Consider the following 16,284-nt stretch of genomic DNA (forward strand, 5'->3'; position numbering starts at 1 on the left):
ATTGCAATTTGGGTACAATGCTTTAATTATCTAATAATTAATATTATATCATAAAACTATTGACAAGTCAAAAATATTAATATATAATACTAAGTTTGGTATCAAAAGTGGTTAAAAGCAACTATAAAGCCAACTATAAAAATATAATATAAAATAATTTAACATCTTGAAATATTATGTTAGTATTGTATAAAATTATATACTAACTATATTTAGTAATCATTAGTTTTTTGCAAAATCTCTTAATTTAAAACTTCCAGCTGTTACAAATACTATTCCAATAAGTATTAGAACGATTACATTTATTAAAATGCTATCATTGCTTTTAATAGCGTTTATAGTCCAGTAAAAAGGTGTAAGCTTTGATAGATTAGCCATAAATGATAATTCATTCATTGATGGTATCAGACTAGATATAGATATAGCTAAACCTATTAAAGAATAAAATGTAGTTACAAGGCTTATAGAGTTTTCATTTTTGAATACTCTAGCTATACAAAATACAAATCCAGTGGAAACAAAACTATTTGCTAGTACAATCATTAATACATTTAGAGTTAATTTAAAATCTCCAACAAATGTAAGGCATCCAAGTATTAAAGTGTATACAATTGCTTGAATAAAAAATAAGCCTAAGAGTATGCTAAAAATTATTTTTATATCTTTATGTTTTGTAGAAATAAGCCTTTTTAAAACATTTGATTTTTTTAATGAAAATAAGTCAGAAGCAAGATGTGCTGCGTTAATATACATAAAATAACATATTAAGAAAACTGGTAAAAATAAATTTGTGTTTTTATCAGGTTTGTTGTCAACTATAGTTGTTTTAGTTAATTTTTCATCCAGATTTCTATCTATTTTTGATTTTAAAGAATTATTGATAAAAGATTCTATTTCTGATTCTGCCCAAAGACTACCACCACCATTTTCAGTTTTAAAACATTTAACAGCAGGTCTTTTTAAGTTATCTATATCAGTTGAAAAATTTTTGTCTAAAACAAATACTGCAGAAACTTTATTATTTTTTAGTAAGTTCATAGCTTTATCTTCTTCATTTAATCTAAATGTGTTTTCCTTTAACTTTGAATTATTTATCAATTTATGTTCATATTTTCCTGAAGAGTTAGATACAACTGCTACTGGAGAAAAGTACATAGATTGATTGTCTGATTTACTAGAAAAAAGGTTAAGAGAAACAACTAATATAATAGGAATCATAACCATACTAGCTAAAAGAGAAGGATTTTTTATATATCTTTTTATATTTGCAAGAATTAATCTAATCATTATTAAATCTCCCTCCATTTATATTTTTCTTTTACAATAGAGAATATAATCAATATTGTAGAGGCAACTAAGCATGTTACAATTAAATTACTTATTGAACTTAAAGTATTGAAGCTTTCATAGTCACTATATAGAGCTCCTATCAAATAAGTTGGAGATAAACTAGTAAACTTAGTAAAAGTTTCACTTATCATGTTAAAAATACCTCCAAAAATTGTCTGTAAGAAAAGTAACATATAAACTATGAATGTACCATATTTTTTGCTAAAAAAACTAGTTACAAAAGTAGATATCGAAGTCATAAAATATGATGACAAAGCACATAGTAAGGTCAATATGGCAAGATTACCTTTAAATGTTATTCCTAGTATTCTAAAAAATAAAACATATAATAATAGAAATATAAATGAGTAAATCCATAAACCTACAAAGTCGTAAATTAAATACTGCACTCTAGTTATAGGCATAGAATAAAGTCTTTTTGAAAGCCCTTTTGATTCACTTATATAATTTGACAAAATATTATTCATTATGAAAATTATTACAAGGAATCCCAATGAAACTAAAGCAAAGTATTCATATGAGTTTTGTTCGATATCGCTTTTTATTATAGAAGTAGCAATAGAACTTTTATTAAACAACTTAGAAAAATCTTCTGAACTTAGTTTTTGAGAATTATTTAAATATAATTTTTCATGATAAGTATCTAATATGTTTTGAAGTAGTATTGCTAAGTCATCATTAGTTCCAAGTTTTTCTATATTTAAAGTATTTGATTTTTCATTTAGAATATTGTTTTCGTATCCCTTAGGTATTGTAAGTTTTAAATCTGCATCAGAATCATCTTTGTTTATTTTTAGTACAGAAGATAAATCATCTTTTAAAAAGTTTGTCAAATTACTTGATAACTTGGAACTATCTTTGTCATATACAACGATTGATATAGGTTCTGTTTTTATAGGATTTTGAAACATATCTCCTGTTACCATTCCAAGGAACCAAGCTAAAAGTAAAGGAAGAGCCAAGAAATATAGCAAACTAATCATGAAGGAACTTTTCAGACCTTTTAACATAGTTTTTACACTTATATATAATTTCATAAAATCACCCCCATTAGTCTCTTAAATTTTTACCTGTTAGATTTAAGAATACATCTTCTAAACTAGGTTCTTCATAAGATATACGTACTACCTTTGAATTGTTTTTATCAACAGCAGAAAGTGCATCTGTTAGCAGAAAGTTTTTATCTACATCTAATGCTATTACTGAAGTATTTTCTAAAACAGATATAACTCCTTTAGTATTTTTTAAATCAAATATAAGTTGAGCATTTATATTTTTTATTTCCATAATTAATTTTGTACTTGTAGATACTATTGATTTTAGATAATTATTATCCCCAAAAGCAACTTCTTTACCTTCATCCATAATAAAGATTTTAGAACAAAGATGTTCAACTTCTTCCATATAATGAGATGTATATATAATAGTAGTTTTTTGTTTTTCAGATATATCTTTTATAAAATTAAAAATGTGATTTCTTGATTGAGGGTCAACACCTACAGTTGGTTCATCTAATATTAATATTTTAGGGTGGTTTAAAAGTGCTATCCCAATATTTAATCTTCTTTGCATACCACCAGATAATTTTTTTACTTTTTTCTTTTTAACTTCAGCTAGACCTGTAACTTCCAAGGCCTCATTGATTCTCTCTTGAAGTAACTTGCCCTTCAATCCATAGAAAGCTCCAAAGTATTCTAAGTTATCAAAAGGAGTTAGTGTTTCCATAATTGCTAATTCCTGTGGAACTAATCCTATTATAGATTTTGCACTCATAGGATCTGCTGACAAATCTATACTATTTATTTGAATATTACCACTATTTGGTAAAGTAAGGTTGGTAATTATACTTATAAGTGTAGATTTACCAGCACCATTTGGACCAATAAGTCCAAATATTTCCCCTTCTTTAACAGAAAAGCTAATGTTATCAAGTGCTAACTTATCATTAAATCTTTTTGTTATATTATTTACTTTAACTATATCCATAAAAATCCCTCCCAAAATATTTTTGTGTAATTTAAAAATCTATAATATTATAATAAAGAATTAATAGGTGTATTTCTATTACTATAAGTCACTAAAAAAAGTGACTTAAGTCACTTTATAGTTTTATATTTATTATAAGTTAAGTTTTTTAAAATTTTGTTTATAGTTTAGCTTTTTTATTGACATATTATATTACAATTTTATTTTTGAAAGCAAATATAGCCAATTGAGTCCTATCTCTAAGTTCCAATTTACCTAAAATATTAGTTATATTATTTTTTATGGTACCCTCAGATAAAAATAATTCTTGACTTATTTCTTTATTACTAAGCCCATCTGCAATTAACTTAATTATGGATATTTCTTTTTCAGTTAAATTATATATATTAGAAATATGTTCGTGTTCGACAGTTTTTTCAACTGACATAATTTTTTCAATTACATTTTTGTCAAGTACAACATTGCCAAAAAATGAAGAGCGTATTCCCTCATGTAACACTTCATCAGAGCTGTCTTTTAAAAGGTAACCTGAAGCTCCAAATTTCATTGCATCCTTTATATATTCATCATCATTAAATGTAGTTAAAATTAATAGTGCTATTGACTCATCATATTCTTTTATAAGTCTTGTACCTAAAACACCATCACAAATATTCATTCTAATATCCATAAGAACAACATCTACCTCATTTGACTTACAAAATTCTAAAGCCTCATATCCATTAGAGGCATCTCCAATTATCTCCAAATCATCATAAGATGACAATATAATCTTAAGACCTTTCCTAATTAGTTTTTCATCATCAACTATAAGAACTTTGATTTTACTCAAAAAAATCACCCCCTAAAAATTTGGGAAAAGAAGCTCTAATTGTAAATCCATCATTGTGATTATCAAATTCAACTTTTCCATTTAGTTCATATATTCTTTCGCTAATACTGTTAATTCCATTTCCTTTTTTTATATTTTCACATCCTATACCATTATCACTAATCGTAACTATAAGATTTGAAGGATTAAATGTTATAAAAATTTTGATTTTACTTGCTTTTCCATGTCTTGATGCATTGGAAAGCGATTCTTGAATAAGTCTATATAAAGCTATAGACTGAGCTCTAGATAGGTTCCAAGTGTTTTTTGATATAGTTAGTCTTACATTAATATTTGTAAGCTTAATAAAGCTTTTAATTAGTTCTTTAATTTTAAATAAATTTTGATAATTTTCATATTCAATAGGTTTTAACTCAGATATAGCCCTTCTAACATCTTGAAAACTTTCATTTACGAATTCTCTGAGTTCATGTACTAAATCAGATACTTCTGGCTTATCAGTTAAGAGCTTTTCTATAGCACTTAGCTGTATTATTGTTGTAGAAAGAGAATGTCCAACACTATCATGTATTTCTCTAGATATTCGGTTTCTCTCTTTTAAAATGGCTAGTTCTTCTATAGAACTTGCATAAATTTCTAAATCAGAATTAGATTTTTTTAATTTATCTTTAGAAATTCTAAGTTTATCATAAAGGTTTTGATTGTATAATTTAGATATATTTTCACTTTCTATATATATAGAAAGTATAGATATAATCAATAATATTGAACTTGATTCCAACGCTAGATACAAGTTTTTGTCTAAACTAATAATAAAAGAAGATACTATAATGAAAAATAATAATATGTATTTGTATTTTTCATTTATAAAAAATGATATGTCCAAAATTAAAGGAACAAAGTAAACTGAATTAAAAGTCTTTGTACAATTATATAATATGAAAATTAAAGCAAATTCTAAAAAATAAGAAATAAGTACAAGTCTACTATTATTTGATAAAGAAAAAAATCTGACTTGATTATTTATTATAATTAGAAATAATATTATTATGGTTATAACTGGATACAATATATTTTCAGTAGTGTTTAAAGAACTTACAAGTACTATAAATAGGGACAAATATCGTATAAAAGTAACTAATTTTTTTCTATTCATTAAAAGGACTCCTCCATAAAAATAAACTTTCCTTATGAAAACTAGGATAATATCATAAAAGAATAAAGTCAATAGAAGTATCTATTAATATTAATAGAAATAAAATCAATCTAAAAAATTTGAATAGTTAAATCGTATACTGACCATAATCAAAAAGTAAAAATTTAATGTATTGGAGTAAAAAATGAATAACAAAGAAAAAGGTGATTTTGGAGAAGAAGTAGCAATTAATTATTTATTGTCAAAAGGCGCAAAACTATTAGAAAAAAACTACAGATTAAAGATTGGAGAGGTCGATATAATAGTAAGGATAGATGATGAGATTGTATTTGTAGAAGTAAAATCAAGGTCTAGTTTAAGGTATGGTTATCCTTGTGAATCTGTAAATTTCAAGAAGAGAAAAAAGATAGTTGAGATTGCTAAATACTATATCACAAAAAATAATTTACATAATATTCCCATAAGATTTGATATTGTAGAAGTTTATTTATCAGAAAAAAGAGTAAATCACATAATGAATGCTTTTTAAGAAAGATAAAGGTTTGGAAAGGATTATTATATGTTAAGTATTATTAACTCAAGTAATTTAATAGGAATTGAAAGTTTTCTAGTAAAGGTTGAGGTGGATACAAGTAATGGTATACCTAGCTTTAATATTGTCGGTCTTCCAAGTAAGGAAATTAAAGAGGCGAGAGAGAGAGTTAAATCAGCTATTATAAATAGTGGATATAAATTTCCAAATACAAGAATTGTTGTAAATTTATCACCAGCAGATATAAAAAAAGAAGGTGCTTTTTTAGATTTATCAATAAGTATAGGTCTTTTAAGAGGGTTAATAGAAAAAGATGAAAATTATATAAGAGAAAGTATGTTTATAGGAGAATTATCACTAGATGGAAAAATAAGAAAAGTAAGAGGGATATTACCAATAATTATAGGTGCAAAAACCCAAAATATAAAGCGTATTTTTATACCAGTTGACAATATAAGAGAAAGTTTATTTATAGAAGAAATTGATATAATACCTATTAAAAGTTTAAAAGAATGTATAGGGTTTTTAAATGGAGAAATAAAAGTCGATAAAGAAAAAATAATGTCTTTTTTAAATGAAGAAATAGAAACAAATGGGAATTATACATATTGTAAATATCCTGAGTTTTATGATACAAAAGAAAGCAAACATGATGAAGATTTTAAGGATGTTAGAGGAAATTATTTTATAAAGAGAAGCGCAGAGATAGCCGCTGCTGGAAATCATAATATGCTTATGATTGGGCCTCCAGGTTCAGGTAAAACAATGATTGCAAAACGAGTAATAACAATTTTGCCAGATATAAGTATAGAAGAGATGATAGAAGTAAGTAAGGTTTATAGTGTATTGGGTATGATAGATGAAAATAAAGGCATAATCGATAAGAGACCTTTTAGAGCGCCTCATCATACAACTACAAAGCAGTCTTTAATTGGTGGAGGAACAGATGCAAGACCTGGAGAAGTAGCACTAGCACATAGGGGGATTTTGTTTTTAGATGAAATCGCTGAATTTGATAGGAAAATACTTGAGACTTTGAGACAACCTATAGAAGATGGGTATGTAAATATATCTAGAGTAAAGTACAGTACAAAATATCCCTGTAGAGTATTACTAATTGCAGCTATGAATCCATGTCCATGTGGTTATTATATGTCAAATACAGAGTGTAGATGTAGGAGCAATGAAATTAATAAATACATAAATAAAATATCAGGACCATTATTAGATAGGTTTGATATTTTTGTAGAAGTAAATACTGTAAAATATGATGATTTAAATTCATCAAAACAAGAAGAAAGTTCTCAAAAAATAAAGACGAGAGTAGAAAATGCTAGAAAAATACAAATAAATAGATTTAAAGAAGATAATATAAAAAATAATAGTGAAATTAAGGCTTCTAATTTATTAAAATATTGTAAATTAGAAAAAGAAGCTTCAAAAATGGCTAAAGTAATATTTAATAAATATAACTTAAGTAGTAGAAGTTATACAAAACTTTTAAAGATGGCAAGAACAATAGCTGATTTAGAAGGAATAGAGTTGATAAATTCACAGTGTATTATAGAAGCTTTTTCATTTAGAAGAGCTTATTATAGCTATTTTAAATAAGTTTTTGAGGTGTATTTTATGGAGAAAAAAGATATCTATTTATGGTTAAAATCAATTAGTGGAATAACAACAAAAACAATTGAAATAATAGAAAATAATATAGTAAATATTGAAGATATATTTGATTTTTCTGAAAAAGAAATATATAATTTAAAAAATATAAGCTTGAATATTAGAAAAAATATAGTAAAATATAGAGGTCACGCTTATTTAGAAAATATAAAAGAACTACTTTACAAAAAAACAATTAAATATATTTGCCAATATGACGAAGAATATCCTGAAAATTTGAAGAATATATACAATGCTCCAAAGTTATTATTTTACAAAGGTGACATAAGTTTAGTTAATAATAATTTCAATATAGCTATAGTAGGTTCAAGAAAGCCTACAGCTTATGGAATTAATTGTGCAAAAACAATGAGTTGTCAATTGTCTCAATATGGAGTTAATATAGTAAGTGGATTAGCCATAGGAATAGATGCATATTCACATATAGGTTGTATGAATGGAAAATCTAAGACTATAGCGGTTCTTGGTTCAGGAGTAGACAACCCTCTTCCAAAACAAAATTTACATTTATCAAATAAAATATTAGAAAATGGGGGACTATTATTATCAGAGTATAATATTAACTCAACAGTAGCTCCATATCATTTTTCTAATAGAAATAGAATTATTAGTGGATTAAGTGATGGAGTAGTGGTTGTAGAAGCAGCAATACGAAGTGGTGCATTAATAACAGTAGAGTTTGCTCTTGAACATGGAAAAAATGTTTTTGCAGTACCTGGTAATATAAATTCTCAAATGAGTAGAGGATGTCATAAAATTATAAAAGAAGGTGCGAAATTAATTGAAAATATAGATGATATTTTGAATGAGTATAACATATTTAATATTATCAATAAAAAAATAAATCAAAAATATGATAATATAAGTTTAAATGCCAAGTCTAAGCAAATAATTGAAGCTATAAAAAGAGAAGGAAGCTTGCATATAGATAGTATTTGTGATTATACTGGTATAGAAATAAAGTATGTAAATTCAATAATCAATGAATTAGTACTAAATGAGTTAGTAATAGAGATGAATAATAAAACGTACAGTTTAAATGTATAAATTAAGATTAGGTAGTGGGGGTGTGTGGTTTTATGGCCAAAACATTAGTCATCGTAGAATCGCCTGCAAAAGCTAAGACCATAGAAAAATTTTTAGGTAAAAGTCATTATACAGTAAAAGCATCAGTTGGTCATGTTAGAGATTTACCTAAAAGTAAATTAGGTGTAGATATAGAAAACAATTTTGAACCTCAATATATAAATATACGAGGAAAAGGCGATGTAATAAAGGAATTAAAAAAAGAAGCTAAAAAATCTAAACAAGTGTATCTAGCAACTGACCCTGATAGAGAAGGTGAAGCTATATCATGGCATTTAGCTCATATACTAAATTTAGATGAATCTGATGATTGTAGAATTGAGTTTAATGAAATAACTAAAGATGCAATTAAAAAAGCAATTAAGCATCCTAGAAATATTGATATAAACTTAGTAGATGCACAACAAGCTAGAAGAGTATTGGATAGACTTTTAGGATATCAAATAAGCCCTATATTATGGCAAAAGGTTAGAAAAGGTCTTAGTGCAGGTAGAGTACAATCAGTAACAACAAAATTAATTTGTGATAGAGAAAAAGAGATAAAAGCGTTTATTCCAAAAGAATATTGGACAATAGATGTTGAAGCAAAGACAGCAAAAGATAAAGATATAACTTTAAAATTTTATGGCAAGAACGATGAAAAAATTGAATTAGAAAATGAAGATGCTGTTAATGAAATACTAAAAGAAATGGAAGGAAAGGATTTAAAAGTTGAAAAGATAGAATCTAAATCAAGACGTAAATCAGCTCCAAAACCATTTACAACAAGTATGCTTCAACAAGAAGGTGCAAATAAGTTGTTTTTTACTACTAAAAAAACAATGATGATAGCGCAAGAACTATATGAAGGTATAGATATAGAAGGTGAAGGCACTGTTGGTCTTATATCATATATAAGAACTGATTCTAAGAGAATATCTGATGAAGCAAAAGAAAAAGCTAAGAATTATATAATAAGTGACTTAGGTGAAAATTATTATAAAAACCCTGTAGAAAAAAAAGAAAAACCAGACACTAAAAAGGTTCAAGATGCACATGAGGCAATAAGACCAACTTCCGTTGATAGAACTCCTGATAGCATAAAAGCTTCATTGAGTAAAGACCAATATAAGCTGTATAATTTAATTTGGAGAAGATTTATAGCAAGTCAAATGGAGGATTCAGTATTCGATATACTAAATGTAGAATGTAAGGCTGGAGATATTGTATTTAAAGCCACTGGTTCAAAAATGAAATTTGATGGATATACTAAGGTATACAATTTTTCAGAAAGAGAAGATAAGATTCTACCAAGTATAGAAAAAGGAGATATATTAAGTATAGAAAATATATTGCCAGACCAACATTTTACACAACCACCAGCAAGATATACAGAAGCCAGTTTGGTAAAAACATTGGAAGAACTGGGAATTGGTAGACCAAGTACGTATGCTCCAACAATAGCTACTATATTAAATAGAGAATATGTTGAAAAGCAAGGCACAAGTCTATGCCCAACAGAACTTGGAATAATAGTTACTGATATTTTAGAAAATAATTTTCATAAATTTATAGATGTAGATTTTACTGCTGATATGGAAAGTAAGCTTGATGTCATAGAAGAGGGAAATACAGATTGGAAAGAAATTGTATCTGAAGCATATGCACCACTTAAAGAAGCCATTGAAGAAGCACTTGAGAATATAGAAAAAATAAATATGGATGAAGAAACTGATGAAATCTGTGAAAACTGTGGCTCTAATATGGTTATAAAATATGGTAGGTTTGGAAAGTTTATGGCTTGTAAAAACTATCCTGATTGCAAAACGACTAGACCAATTATGAATAAAATTGGTGTTAAATGTCCAAAATGTGAAGAAGGAGAAATTATCCTTAGAAAATCCAAAAGAGGGAAAGCTTTTTATGGATGTTCTAATTATCCAAACTGTGACTTTGTAGCTTGGAATAAGCCAACAGGAGAGTTTTGTGAAAAGTGTGGTTCATATATGGTTGAAAAAGTGACTAAATCTGAAACGAAAACAGTATGCTCCAATAAAGAATGTAACAAAGAGTCAAAAGAGCATAATGACGGAAAAGAGTGAAAATTGAAAAAAATCACATAATTATCTTGAAAAAGGTTCCAAACTATGATAATCTTTCAAGTGTGAACAACTAATATAAAAATAAATTTTCATTAAAAGTGAGAATAATATTAGAAAATATAAAGGTTATTAAAAGGCCTAAATTTCATGAGGAGATGATTAAATGGCAAGTGAAGTATTACAAAAAACAAGAAAAATAAATAAAACATTACAAACAAGTGGTGGAAGCAGTGTCTCTTTTGATTTACTGGCCGGAGCATTAGGAGATGTATTAAATTCTAATGTTTATGTAGTAAGTGCAAAAGGTAAAGTTCTAGGGCTTCATTTAAATGATATTGAAGATAGCTCAGTTATAGAAGACGAATATACTAAGCAAAAAAAATTCTCAGAAGAATATACTCAAAACTTATTAAAAATTGATGAGACACTAGAAAACTTAAATGGTGAGAAGATATTAGAGATTTTCCCTGAAGAACAAGGAAGATTACAAAAATATACTACTGTAGTACCAATATTAGGAAGTGGACAAAGACTTGGAACATTAGTACTTTCAAGATATTCAATGTCATTTAATGATGATGATTTAGTGATAGCTGAATACAGTGCAACTGTTGTTGGTCTTGAGATATTAAGAGCAATAGGTGAAGAATTAGAAGAAGAAATGAGAAAAAAAGCTGTAGTTCAAATGGCAATAGGCACTCTGTCCTACTCCGAGCTTGAAGCAGTTGAACATATTTTTGCTGAATTAGACGGTAAAGAAGGCTTACTTGTAGCAAGTAAAATAGCTGATAGAGTTGGTATAACTAGGTCAGTTATAGTAAATGCACTTAGAAAATTTGAAAGTGCAGGTGTGATAGAATCAAGATCATTAGGTATGAAAGGAACTCATATAAGAATACTTAATGATAAACTTACAGATGAATTAAAAAAATTAAAAAACAATCAATAATCTAAATTTTATAGATTGTGATTAGAAAAGGTATCTATTTCAAATAGATACCTTTTTTAGACGGATTATTGGGATAATAATCATGAAATATTTTTTTTGAATAGGAGTGGGAATATGCCTTTAGCAGATAAAATAAGACCAAAAACAATGAATGATGTAATAGGTCAAAGTCATATAATTGGTAATGGAAAAATATTGTCTAAGATATTACAGACTAATTTTTTGCCAAATATGATATTTTTTGGTCCACCAGGTGTTGGAAAAACTACTGTAGCAGAAATTGTCGCAGAAAAAAGCAATAAAAATTTTTATAAAATAAATGCCACTAATTCATCACTAGAAGATATAAAAAAAGTAATAGCAGAACTTGGAAGTATAAATAATATAAATGGGGTTTTACTATATATAGATGAGATACAAAGTTTTAATAAAAAACAACAGCAGTCGATATTAGAATTTATGGAAAATGGTAGTATAACTTTGATTGCTAGTACTACAGAAAATCCATATCATTATGTATATAAAGCTCTTCTAAGTAGAGCGACTATATTTGAATTTAAGCCTTTAGAAAAATTAGATATAGAAAAAGGCTTAAGAAGGGCAATTGAAGTTTTAAATGAAGATAGTTATATGGATATTGAATGTAATAATGATGCTATTGAGGATATAGCTATTATCTCTGATGGAGATATGAGAAGGGCTTTAAATGCTTTAGAATTAGTAGTTTATTCAACTAAACCAAATAAAGATAACATAATCTATATAGATTCAGATGTAGTAAAAAAATCTACATTTAATAAAATTATAAACTATGATAAAAATGGTGATAGTCATTATGATATTTTAAGTGCATTTCAAAAATCTATAAGGGGAAGTGACCCGCAGGCATCCATACACTATTTAGCAAGACTTGTAAAAGGTGGAGATTTAATAAGTATCTGTAGGAGACTTTTAGTAATAGCTAGTGAAGATATAGGTTTAGCTTATCCAAATGCAGTTGTTATTGTAAAAGCCTGTGTAGATTCAGCTATGCAGCTTGGATTTCCTGAAGCAAAAATACCATTAGCAGAAGCTACTGTTCTTTTAGCTACATCACCAAAATCTAATTCTGCATGTATGGCAATAATGAAAGCATTAGATGAATTAGATAGAGAGTTTGTTAAAGACATACCAAACAGTATAAAAGATGCTCATTATTCTGGTTCTAAAGATATAGGTAGAGGATGTGGATATAAATATCCTCATAACTTTAAAAATCATTATGTAAAACAACAGTATTTACCAGATAGCATAAAAGATAGTATTTACTACATACCACAAGAAAACAAAACTGAGAAAAATATAAAGAAATATCTAGAATATTTGGATAGCGATTTTTAAGTTGAATTTTATGTATCGGGGGTAGATATTATGATTATAAAGCTTAACTCAAGTTATCATAGTAGAGTTATGAAATATTTAAAAAAAGAACCTGAGTACAATTTATTTATAATAGGGGATATTGAAAGATATGGATATGGAAATAACTTTTTAAATTTATGGGCAGATATAGGTTTAAATGGTGAAATCAGAGCAGTACTACTTAAATATTTTGAATTTATGATGTTTTATTCAGATGGAGAGTATGATGTTGAAGGCTTTTATGAATTGCTTTGTGACACTGATTACGAAGAAATTTCTGGAAAAATAAGTGCTGTAGATGCTTTAGCAAAGCGATTAGGACTTAATAATCTAAAAATAGTTGATTTTTGTAAGCTTCGAACTAAAAAATTTTTAGTTGACAATCATTGTAATGAAAAGGTCAAGAGAATTAGACTTGGAAATCTAAAGAAAACAGTTAGGCTTTATGATTTGATAGATGAATTCCACAGTACAACTTTAGATAGTTTAAAAAATGGTTTAAGAACAGGTAGAGGATATTGTATAGAGATTAACAAAGAAGTAGTATCAATGGCAAAGAGTACATCAGAAAACAGGACTCATGCAATGATAATTGGAGTAGGTACACATCCTAAATATAGAGCTAGAGGGCTTGCTACAAAATGTTTAATTAAACTATGTTCAGAACTTTTAAGAGAGAATAAAATGCCTTGTTTGTTTTATGATAATGAAGAAGCTGGAAAGATATATAAAAAATTAGGATTTGAAAACATTGGAAAATGGGGGATTTATTCAAAATAAAAAAATTAAAATTAATCTTGACAAAATTAGTAGGGTATAATAAAATTATGTTGAAAGTAATTCCTACTAAAACAGTATGAATTAGATTTCTATATAGAGGTGATAATGTATGAAGTTGTCTACTAAAGGTAGATATGGACTAAAGGCAATGTTTGAATTAGCACTAAATCAAGATAATGGACCAGTGTCATTAAAATTTATTGCTAAAAAGCAAAAAATATCGGACCAGTACTTAGAACAAATATTTTCATCTTTAAAAAAATCGGGTCTAGTAAAAAGTGTAAGAGGTGCTCAAGGAGGATATTTGCTTTCAAAGAATGCTGAAGACATAACAGTAGGAGATATACTTGTAGTATTGGAAGGTCCAGTTGCATTATCTGACTGTGTACTAGATGAAGATGTCTGTGAAAACTCAAACATGTGTGTAACAAAAATAGTTTGGGAAAAGATGAAAAAGGGTATAGAAGATGTTATAGATTCAATTACTCTTAAAGATATGATAAATGACTATAACAAAAATAAATTAGAAAATGATATAACAAATATAACTAAAAAATAGATTTGGAGATGAATGTAATGGAAAAAAGAAGATTGTATATGGATTATTCTGCAACAACACCTGTTAAAAAAGAAGTATTAGATGCAATGATGCCATACCTAACAGATTATTTTGGCAATGCATCTAGTTTTCACACATTCGGAAGAGAAGCAAAAGATGCTTTAGATAAAGCAAGAGAACAAGTAGCAGCCCTTATAAATGCTGAACCTAATGAAATATATTTTACAGCAGGTGGTTCAGAAAGTGACAACTGGACATTAGAGGGTGTAGCTTATGCTAATAAAAATAAAGGTAATCATATAATAACTTCAAAAATAGAACACCATGCAATACTTCATACATGTGAATACTTAGAAAAACATCATGGATTTGAAATAACTTATCTAGATGTTGATAGCGAAGGAAAAATTGATTTAAAACAATTAGAAGATTCAATAAAAGATACTACTATACTAATAAGTATAATGTTTGCAAATAATGAAATAGGAACTATACAACCTATTAAAGAAATATCTGAAATAGCTAAAAAACACAGTATATTATTCCATACTGATGCAGTACAAGCTTCAGGTAATATTCCAGTAGATGTTAAAGAATTAGGAATAGATTTAATGAGTATGTCTTCACATAAAATATATGGACCAAAAGGTGTTGGAGCTTTATACATAAGAAAAGGTGTAAGACTTCATAACTTTGTCCATGGTGGAGCACAAGAAAAAAGCAAAAGAGCAGGTACAGAAAATATACCTGCAATAGTTGGATATGGAAAAGCAGCAGAATTAGCTAAAGCAAATATGCAAAACCATGTTGAGACTTTAACTCGTCTTAGAAATAAGTTAATAGATGGTGTTTTAGAAAGAATACCTTATACAAGAATAAATGGTAGTTTAGAAAATAGATTACCAGGAAATGCAAACTTTGCATTCCAATTTATAGAAGGTGAAGGAATACTTTTACTATTAGATATGTTAGGAATTGCTGGTTCAAGTGGTTCTGCATGTACTTCTGGTTCATTAGACCCTTCACATGTATTACTTGCAATAGGTTTACCACATGAAATAGCACATGGTTCATTGAGACTTACAGTTGGAGATTTTACAACGGATGATGATATAGATTATATATTAGAAAATTTACCAAAAGTTATAGAAAGACTTAGAAGTATGTCACCACTTTACGATGATGCAAAGAAACAAGGATTAGTAAAATAGACAAAATAGATAAGACATAAAAAATAGGCATAAATTAATGTAGGAGGAAAAAATAATGCAATATAGTGATAAAGTTATGGAACATTTTATGAACCCAAGAAATATGGGAGAAATTGAAGGTGCAAGTGGTGTAGGTGAAGTTGGAAATCCTACATGTGGAGATATAATGAAGATATTTTTAGACATAGAAGGAGACATAATAAAAGATGTTAAGTTTAAAACATTTGGCTGTGGTTCAGCTATAGCAAGTTCTTCTATGGCAACTGAAATGATAAAAGGAAAGACTATAAAAGATGCATTAGACCTTACAAATAAAGCTGTTGCTGAAGCTTTGGATGGTTTACCACCAGTAAAAATGCACTGTTCAGTTTTAGCAGAACAAGCTGTAAAAGCAGCACTTATAGACTATGCTAAAAAGAATAATATCCATATACCAGAATTAGATGGATATGTTATAGATGATGCTCATGACCATGATATTGAGGAAGAAGAATAAAATAAGGAATAATTTTCCAAAAAAAGTTTAAAATCATTTTAAAAAAGTGTATAATGGTATAGTAATATGAAAAATAGCCGTTTTAAAGAAAACGGCTATTTTTTATTGTTAAAACTGCCATTCTAGCCCGTTTTGGAAATTAATGAAATAATAAAAAAATATACACATCCATAATATTTAAA

The 16,284-nt window shown here is 27.4% G+C and carries 15 protein-coding genes; 10 read left to right on the forward strand and 5 right to left on the reverse strand.

Annotation, left to right across the window (positions count from 1 at the left end; translation table 11 throughout):
• Positions 1–222: 222 nt before the first annotated feature.
• From IC213_RS09660 to IC213_RS09680, 5 genes are all read right to left on the reverse strand, one after another.
• Positions 223–1,287: an ABC transporter permease gene (locus IC213_RS09660; protein WP_227863035.1), complete on the reverse strand. Its 1,065-nt coding sequence runs from the start codon at positions 1,285–1,287 to the stop codon at positions 223–225.
• 2 nt (positions 1,288–1,289) lie between these two features.
• Positions 1,290–2,387, reverse strand: coding sequence for an ABC transporter permease (locus tag IC213_RS09665; RefSeq protein WP_227482233.1), 1,098 nt, complete (start codon positions 2,385–2,387; stop codon positions 1,290–1,292).
• Between the two features lie 13 nt (positions 2,388–2,400).
• Positions 2,401–3,336 carry an ABC transporter ATP-binding protein gene (locus tag IC213_RS09670; RefSeq protein ID WP_227863036.1) on the reverse strand — a complete coding sequence of 312 codons (936 nt, stop codon included), beginning with the start codon at positions 3,334–3,336 and terminating at the stop codon, positions 2,401–2,403.
• 187 nt (positions 3,337–3,523) lie between these two features.
• Positions 3,524–4,168, reverse strand: a complete 645-nt coding sequence (locus tag IC213_RS09675) for a response regulator transcription factor (protein ID WP_227434179.1) — start codon at positions 4,166–4,168, stop codon at positions 3,524–3,526.
• Positions 4,161–5,324, reverse strand: a complete 1,164-nt coding sequence (locus tag IC213_RS09680; RefSeq protein WP_227434180.1) for a sensor histidine kinase — start codon at positions 5,322–5,324, stop codon at positions 4,161–4,163. The genes IC213_RS09675 and IC213_RS09680 overlap by 8 nt, the downstream gene beginning before the upstream one ends.
• 184 nt (positions 5,325–5,508) lie before the next feature.
• Here IC213_RS09680 and IC213_RS09685 point away from each other — a divergent pair, with 184 nt between their 5' ends.
• The 10 genes from IC213_RS09685 (at position 5,509) to nifU (ending at position 16,102) form a co-directional block, all read left to right on the forward strand.
• Positions 5,509–5,853: a YraN family protein gene (locus IC213_RS09685; RefSeq protein ID WP_227434181.1), complete on the forward strand. Its 345-nt coding sequence runs from the start codon at positions 5,509–5,511 to the stop codon at positions 5,851–5,853.
• A 30-nt stretch (positions 5,854–5,883) separates the two neighbouring features.
• Positions 5,884–7,467: a YifB family Mg chelatase-like AAA ATPase gene (locus IC213_RS09690; protein ID WP_227482238.1), complete on the forward strand. Its 1,584-nt coding sequence runs from the start codon at positions 5,884–5,886 to the stop codon at positions 7,465–7,467.
• A gap of 18 nt (positions 7,468–7,485) precedes the next feature.
• Positions 7,486–8,586 carry a DNA-processing protein DprA gene (gene dprA / locus IC213_RS09695; RefSeq protein ID WP_227434183.1) on the forward strand — a complete coding sequence of 367 codons (1,101 nt, stop codon included), beginning with the start codon at positions 7,486–7,488 and terminating at the stop codon, positions 8,584–8,586.
• A gap of 32 nt (positions 8,587–8,618) precedes the next feature.
• Positions 8,619–10,706 (forward strand): type I DNA topoisomerase, encoded by a 2,088-nt coding sequence (gene topA / locus IC213_RS09700; protein WP_227434184.1) that lies wholly within the window; start codon positions 8,619–8,621, stop codon positions 10,704–10,706.
• A 163-nt stretch (positions 10,707–10,869) separates the two neighbouring features.
• Positions 10,870–11,655, forward strand: a complete 786-nt coding sequence (codY, locus tag IC213_RS09705; protein ID WP_227434185.1) for a GTP-sensing pleiotropic transcriptional regulator CodY — start codon at positions 10,870–10,872, stop codon at positions 11,653–11,655.
• A 114-nt stretch (positions 11,656–11,769) separates the two neighbouring features.
• Positions 11,770–13,035: a replication-associated recombination protein A gene (locus IC213_RS09710; protein ID WP_227863037.1), complete on the forward strand. Its 1,266-nt coding sequence runs from the start codon at positions 11,770–11,772 to the stop codon at positions 13,033–13,035.
• A 30-nt stretch (positions 13,036–13,065) separates the two neighbouring features.
• Entirely contained in the window at positions 13,066–13,836 is a 771-nt protein-coding gene (locus IC213_RS09715; RefSeq protein WP_227855042.1) for a GNAT family N-acetyltransferase, read from the forward strand.
• Between the two features lie 109 nt (positions 13,837–13,945).
• Positions 13,946–14,395 (forward strand): RrF2 family transcriptional regulator, encoded by a 450-nt coding sequence (locus tag IC213_RS09720; RefSeq protein ID WP_227434188.1) that lies wholly within the window; start codon positions 13,946–13,948, stop codon positions 14,393–14,395.
• A 17-nt stretch (positions 14,396–14,412) separates the two neighbouring features.
• The gene (nifS, locus tag IC213_RS09725) at positions 14,413–15,606 is read left to right on the forward strand and encodes a cysteine desulfurase NifS (RefSeq protein ID WP_227834645.1); all 1,194 of its coding nucleotides are present in this window, start codon (positions 14,413–14,415) and stop codon (positions 15,604–15,606) included.
• A 55-nt stretch (positions 15,607–15,661) separates the two neighbouring features.
• The gene (nifU, locus tag IC213_RS09730) at positions 15,662–16,102 is read left to right on the forward strand and encodes a Fe-S cluster assembly scaffold protein NifU (RefSeq protein WP_227434190.1); all 441 of its coding nucleotides are present in this window, start codon (positions 15,662–15,664) and stop codon (positions 16,100–16,102) included.
• Positions 16,103–16,284: the final 182 nt, after the last annotated feature.

The organism is Clostridioides sp. ES-S-0049-02 (assembly GCF_020658465.1).
GTDB lineage: Bacteria > Bacillota > Clostridia > Peptostreptococcales > Peptostreptococcaceae > Clostridioides.

Bases quoted from the DNA above. Each gene is read 5' to 3' on its own strand.
- IC213_RS09710 (WP_227863037.1), top strand. From the start codon at position 11,770: ATGCCTTTAGCAGATAAAATAAGACCAAAAACAATGAATGATGTAATA.
- codY (WP_227434185.1), top strand. From the start codon at position 10,870: ATGGCAAGTGAAGTATTACAAAAAACAAGAAAAATAAATAAAACATTA.
- IC213_RS09720 (WP_227434188.1), top strand. From the start codon at position 13,946: ATGAAGTTGTCTACTAAAGGTAGATATGGACTAAAGGCAATGTTTGAA.
- IC213_RS09670 (WP_227863036.1), bottom strand. From the start codon at position 3,336: ATGGATATAGTTAAAGTAAATAATATAACAAAAAGATTTAATGATAAG.
- dprA (WP_227434183.1), top strand. From the start codon at position 7,486: ATGGAGAAAAAAGATATCTATTTATGGTTAAAATCAATTAGTGGAATA.
- IC213_RS09660 (WP_227863035.1), bottom strand. From the start codon at position 1,287: ATGATTAGATTAATTCTTGCAAATATAAAAAGATATATAAAAAATCCT.
- IC213_RS09680 (WP_227434180.1), bottom strand. From the start codon at position 5,324: ATGAATAGAAAAAAATTAGTTACTTTTATACGATATTTGTCCCTATTT.
- nifS (WP_227834645.1), top strand. From the start codon at position 14,413: ATGGAAAAAAGAAGATTGTATATGGATTATTCTGCAACAACACCTGTT.
- IC213_RS09665 (WP_227482233.1), bottom strand. From the start codon at position 2,387: ATGAAATTATATATAAGTGTAAAAACTATGTTAAAAGGTCTGAAAAGT.
- nifU (WP_227434190.1), top strand. From the start codon at position 15,662: ATGCAATATAGTGATAAAGTTATGGAACATTTTATGAACCCAAGAAAT.
- IC213_RS09690 (WP_227482238.1), top strand. From the start codon at position 5,884: ATGTTAAGTATTATTAACTCAAGTAATTTAATAGGAATTGAAAGTTTT.
- IC213_RS09715 (WP_227855042.1), top strand. From the start codon at position 13,066: ATGATTATAAAGCTTAACTCAAGTTATCATAGTAGAGTTATGAAATAT.
- IC213_RS09685 (WP_227434181.1), top strand. From the start codon at position 5,509: ATGAATAACAAAGAAAAAGGTGATTTTGGAGAAGAAGTAGCAATTAAT.
- topA (WP_227434184.1), top strand. From the start codon at position 8,619: ATGGCCAAAACATTAGTCATCGTAGAATCGCCTGCAAAAGCTAAGACC.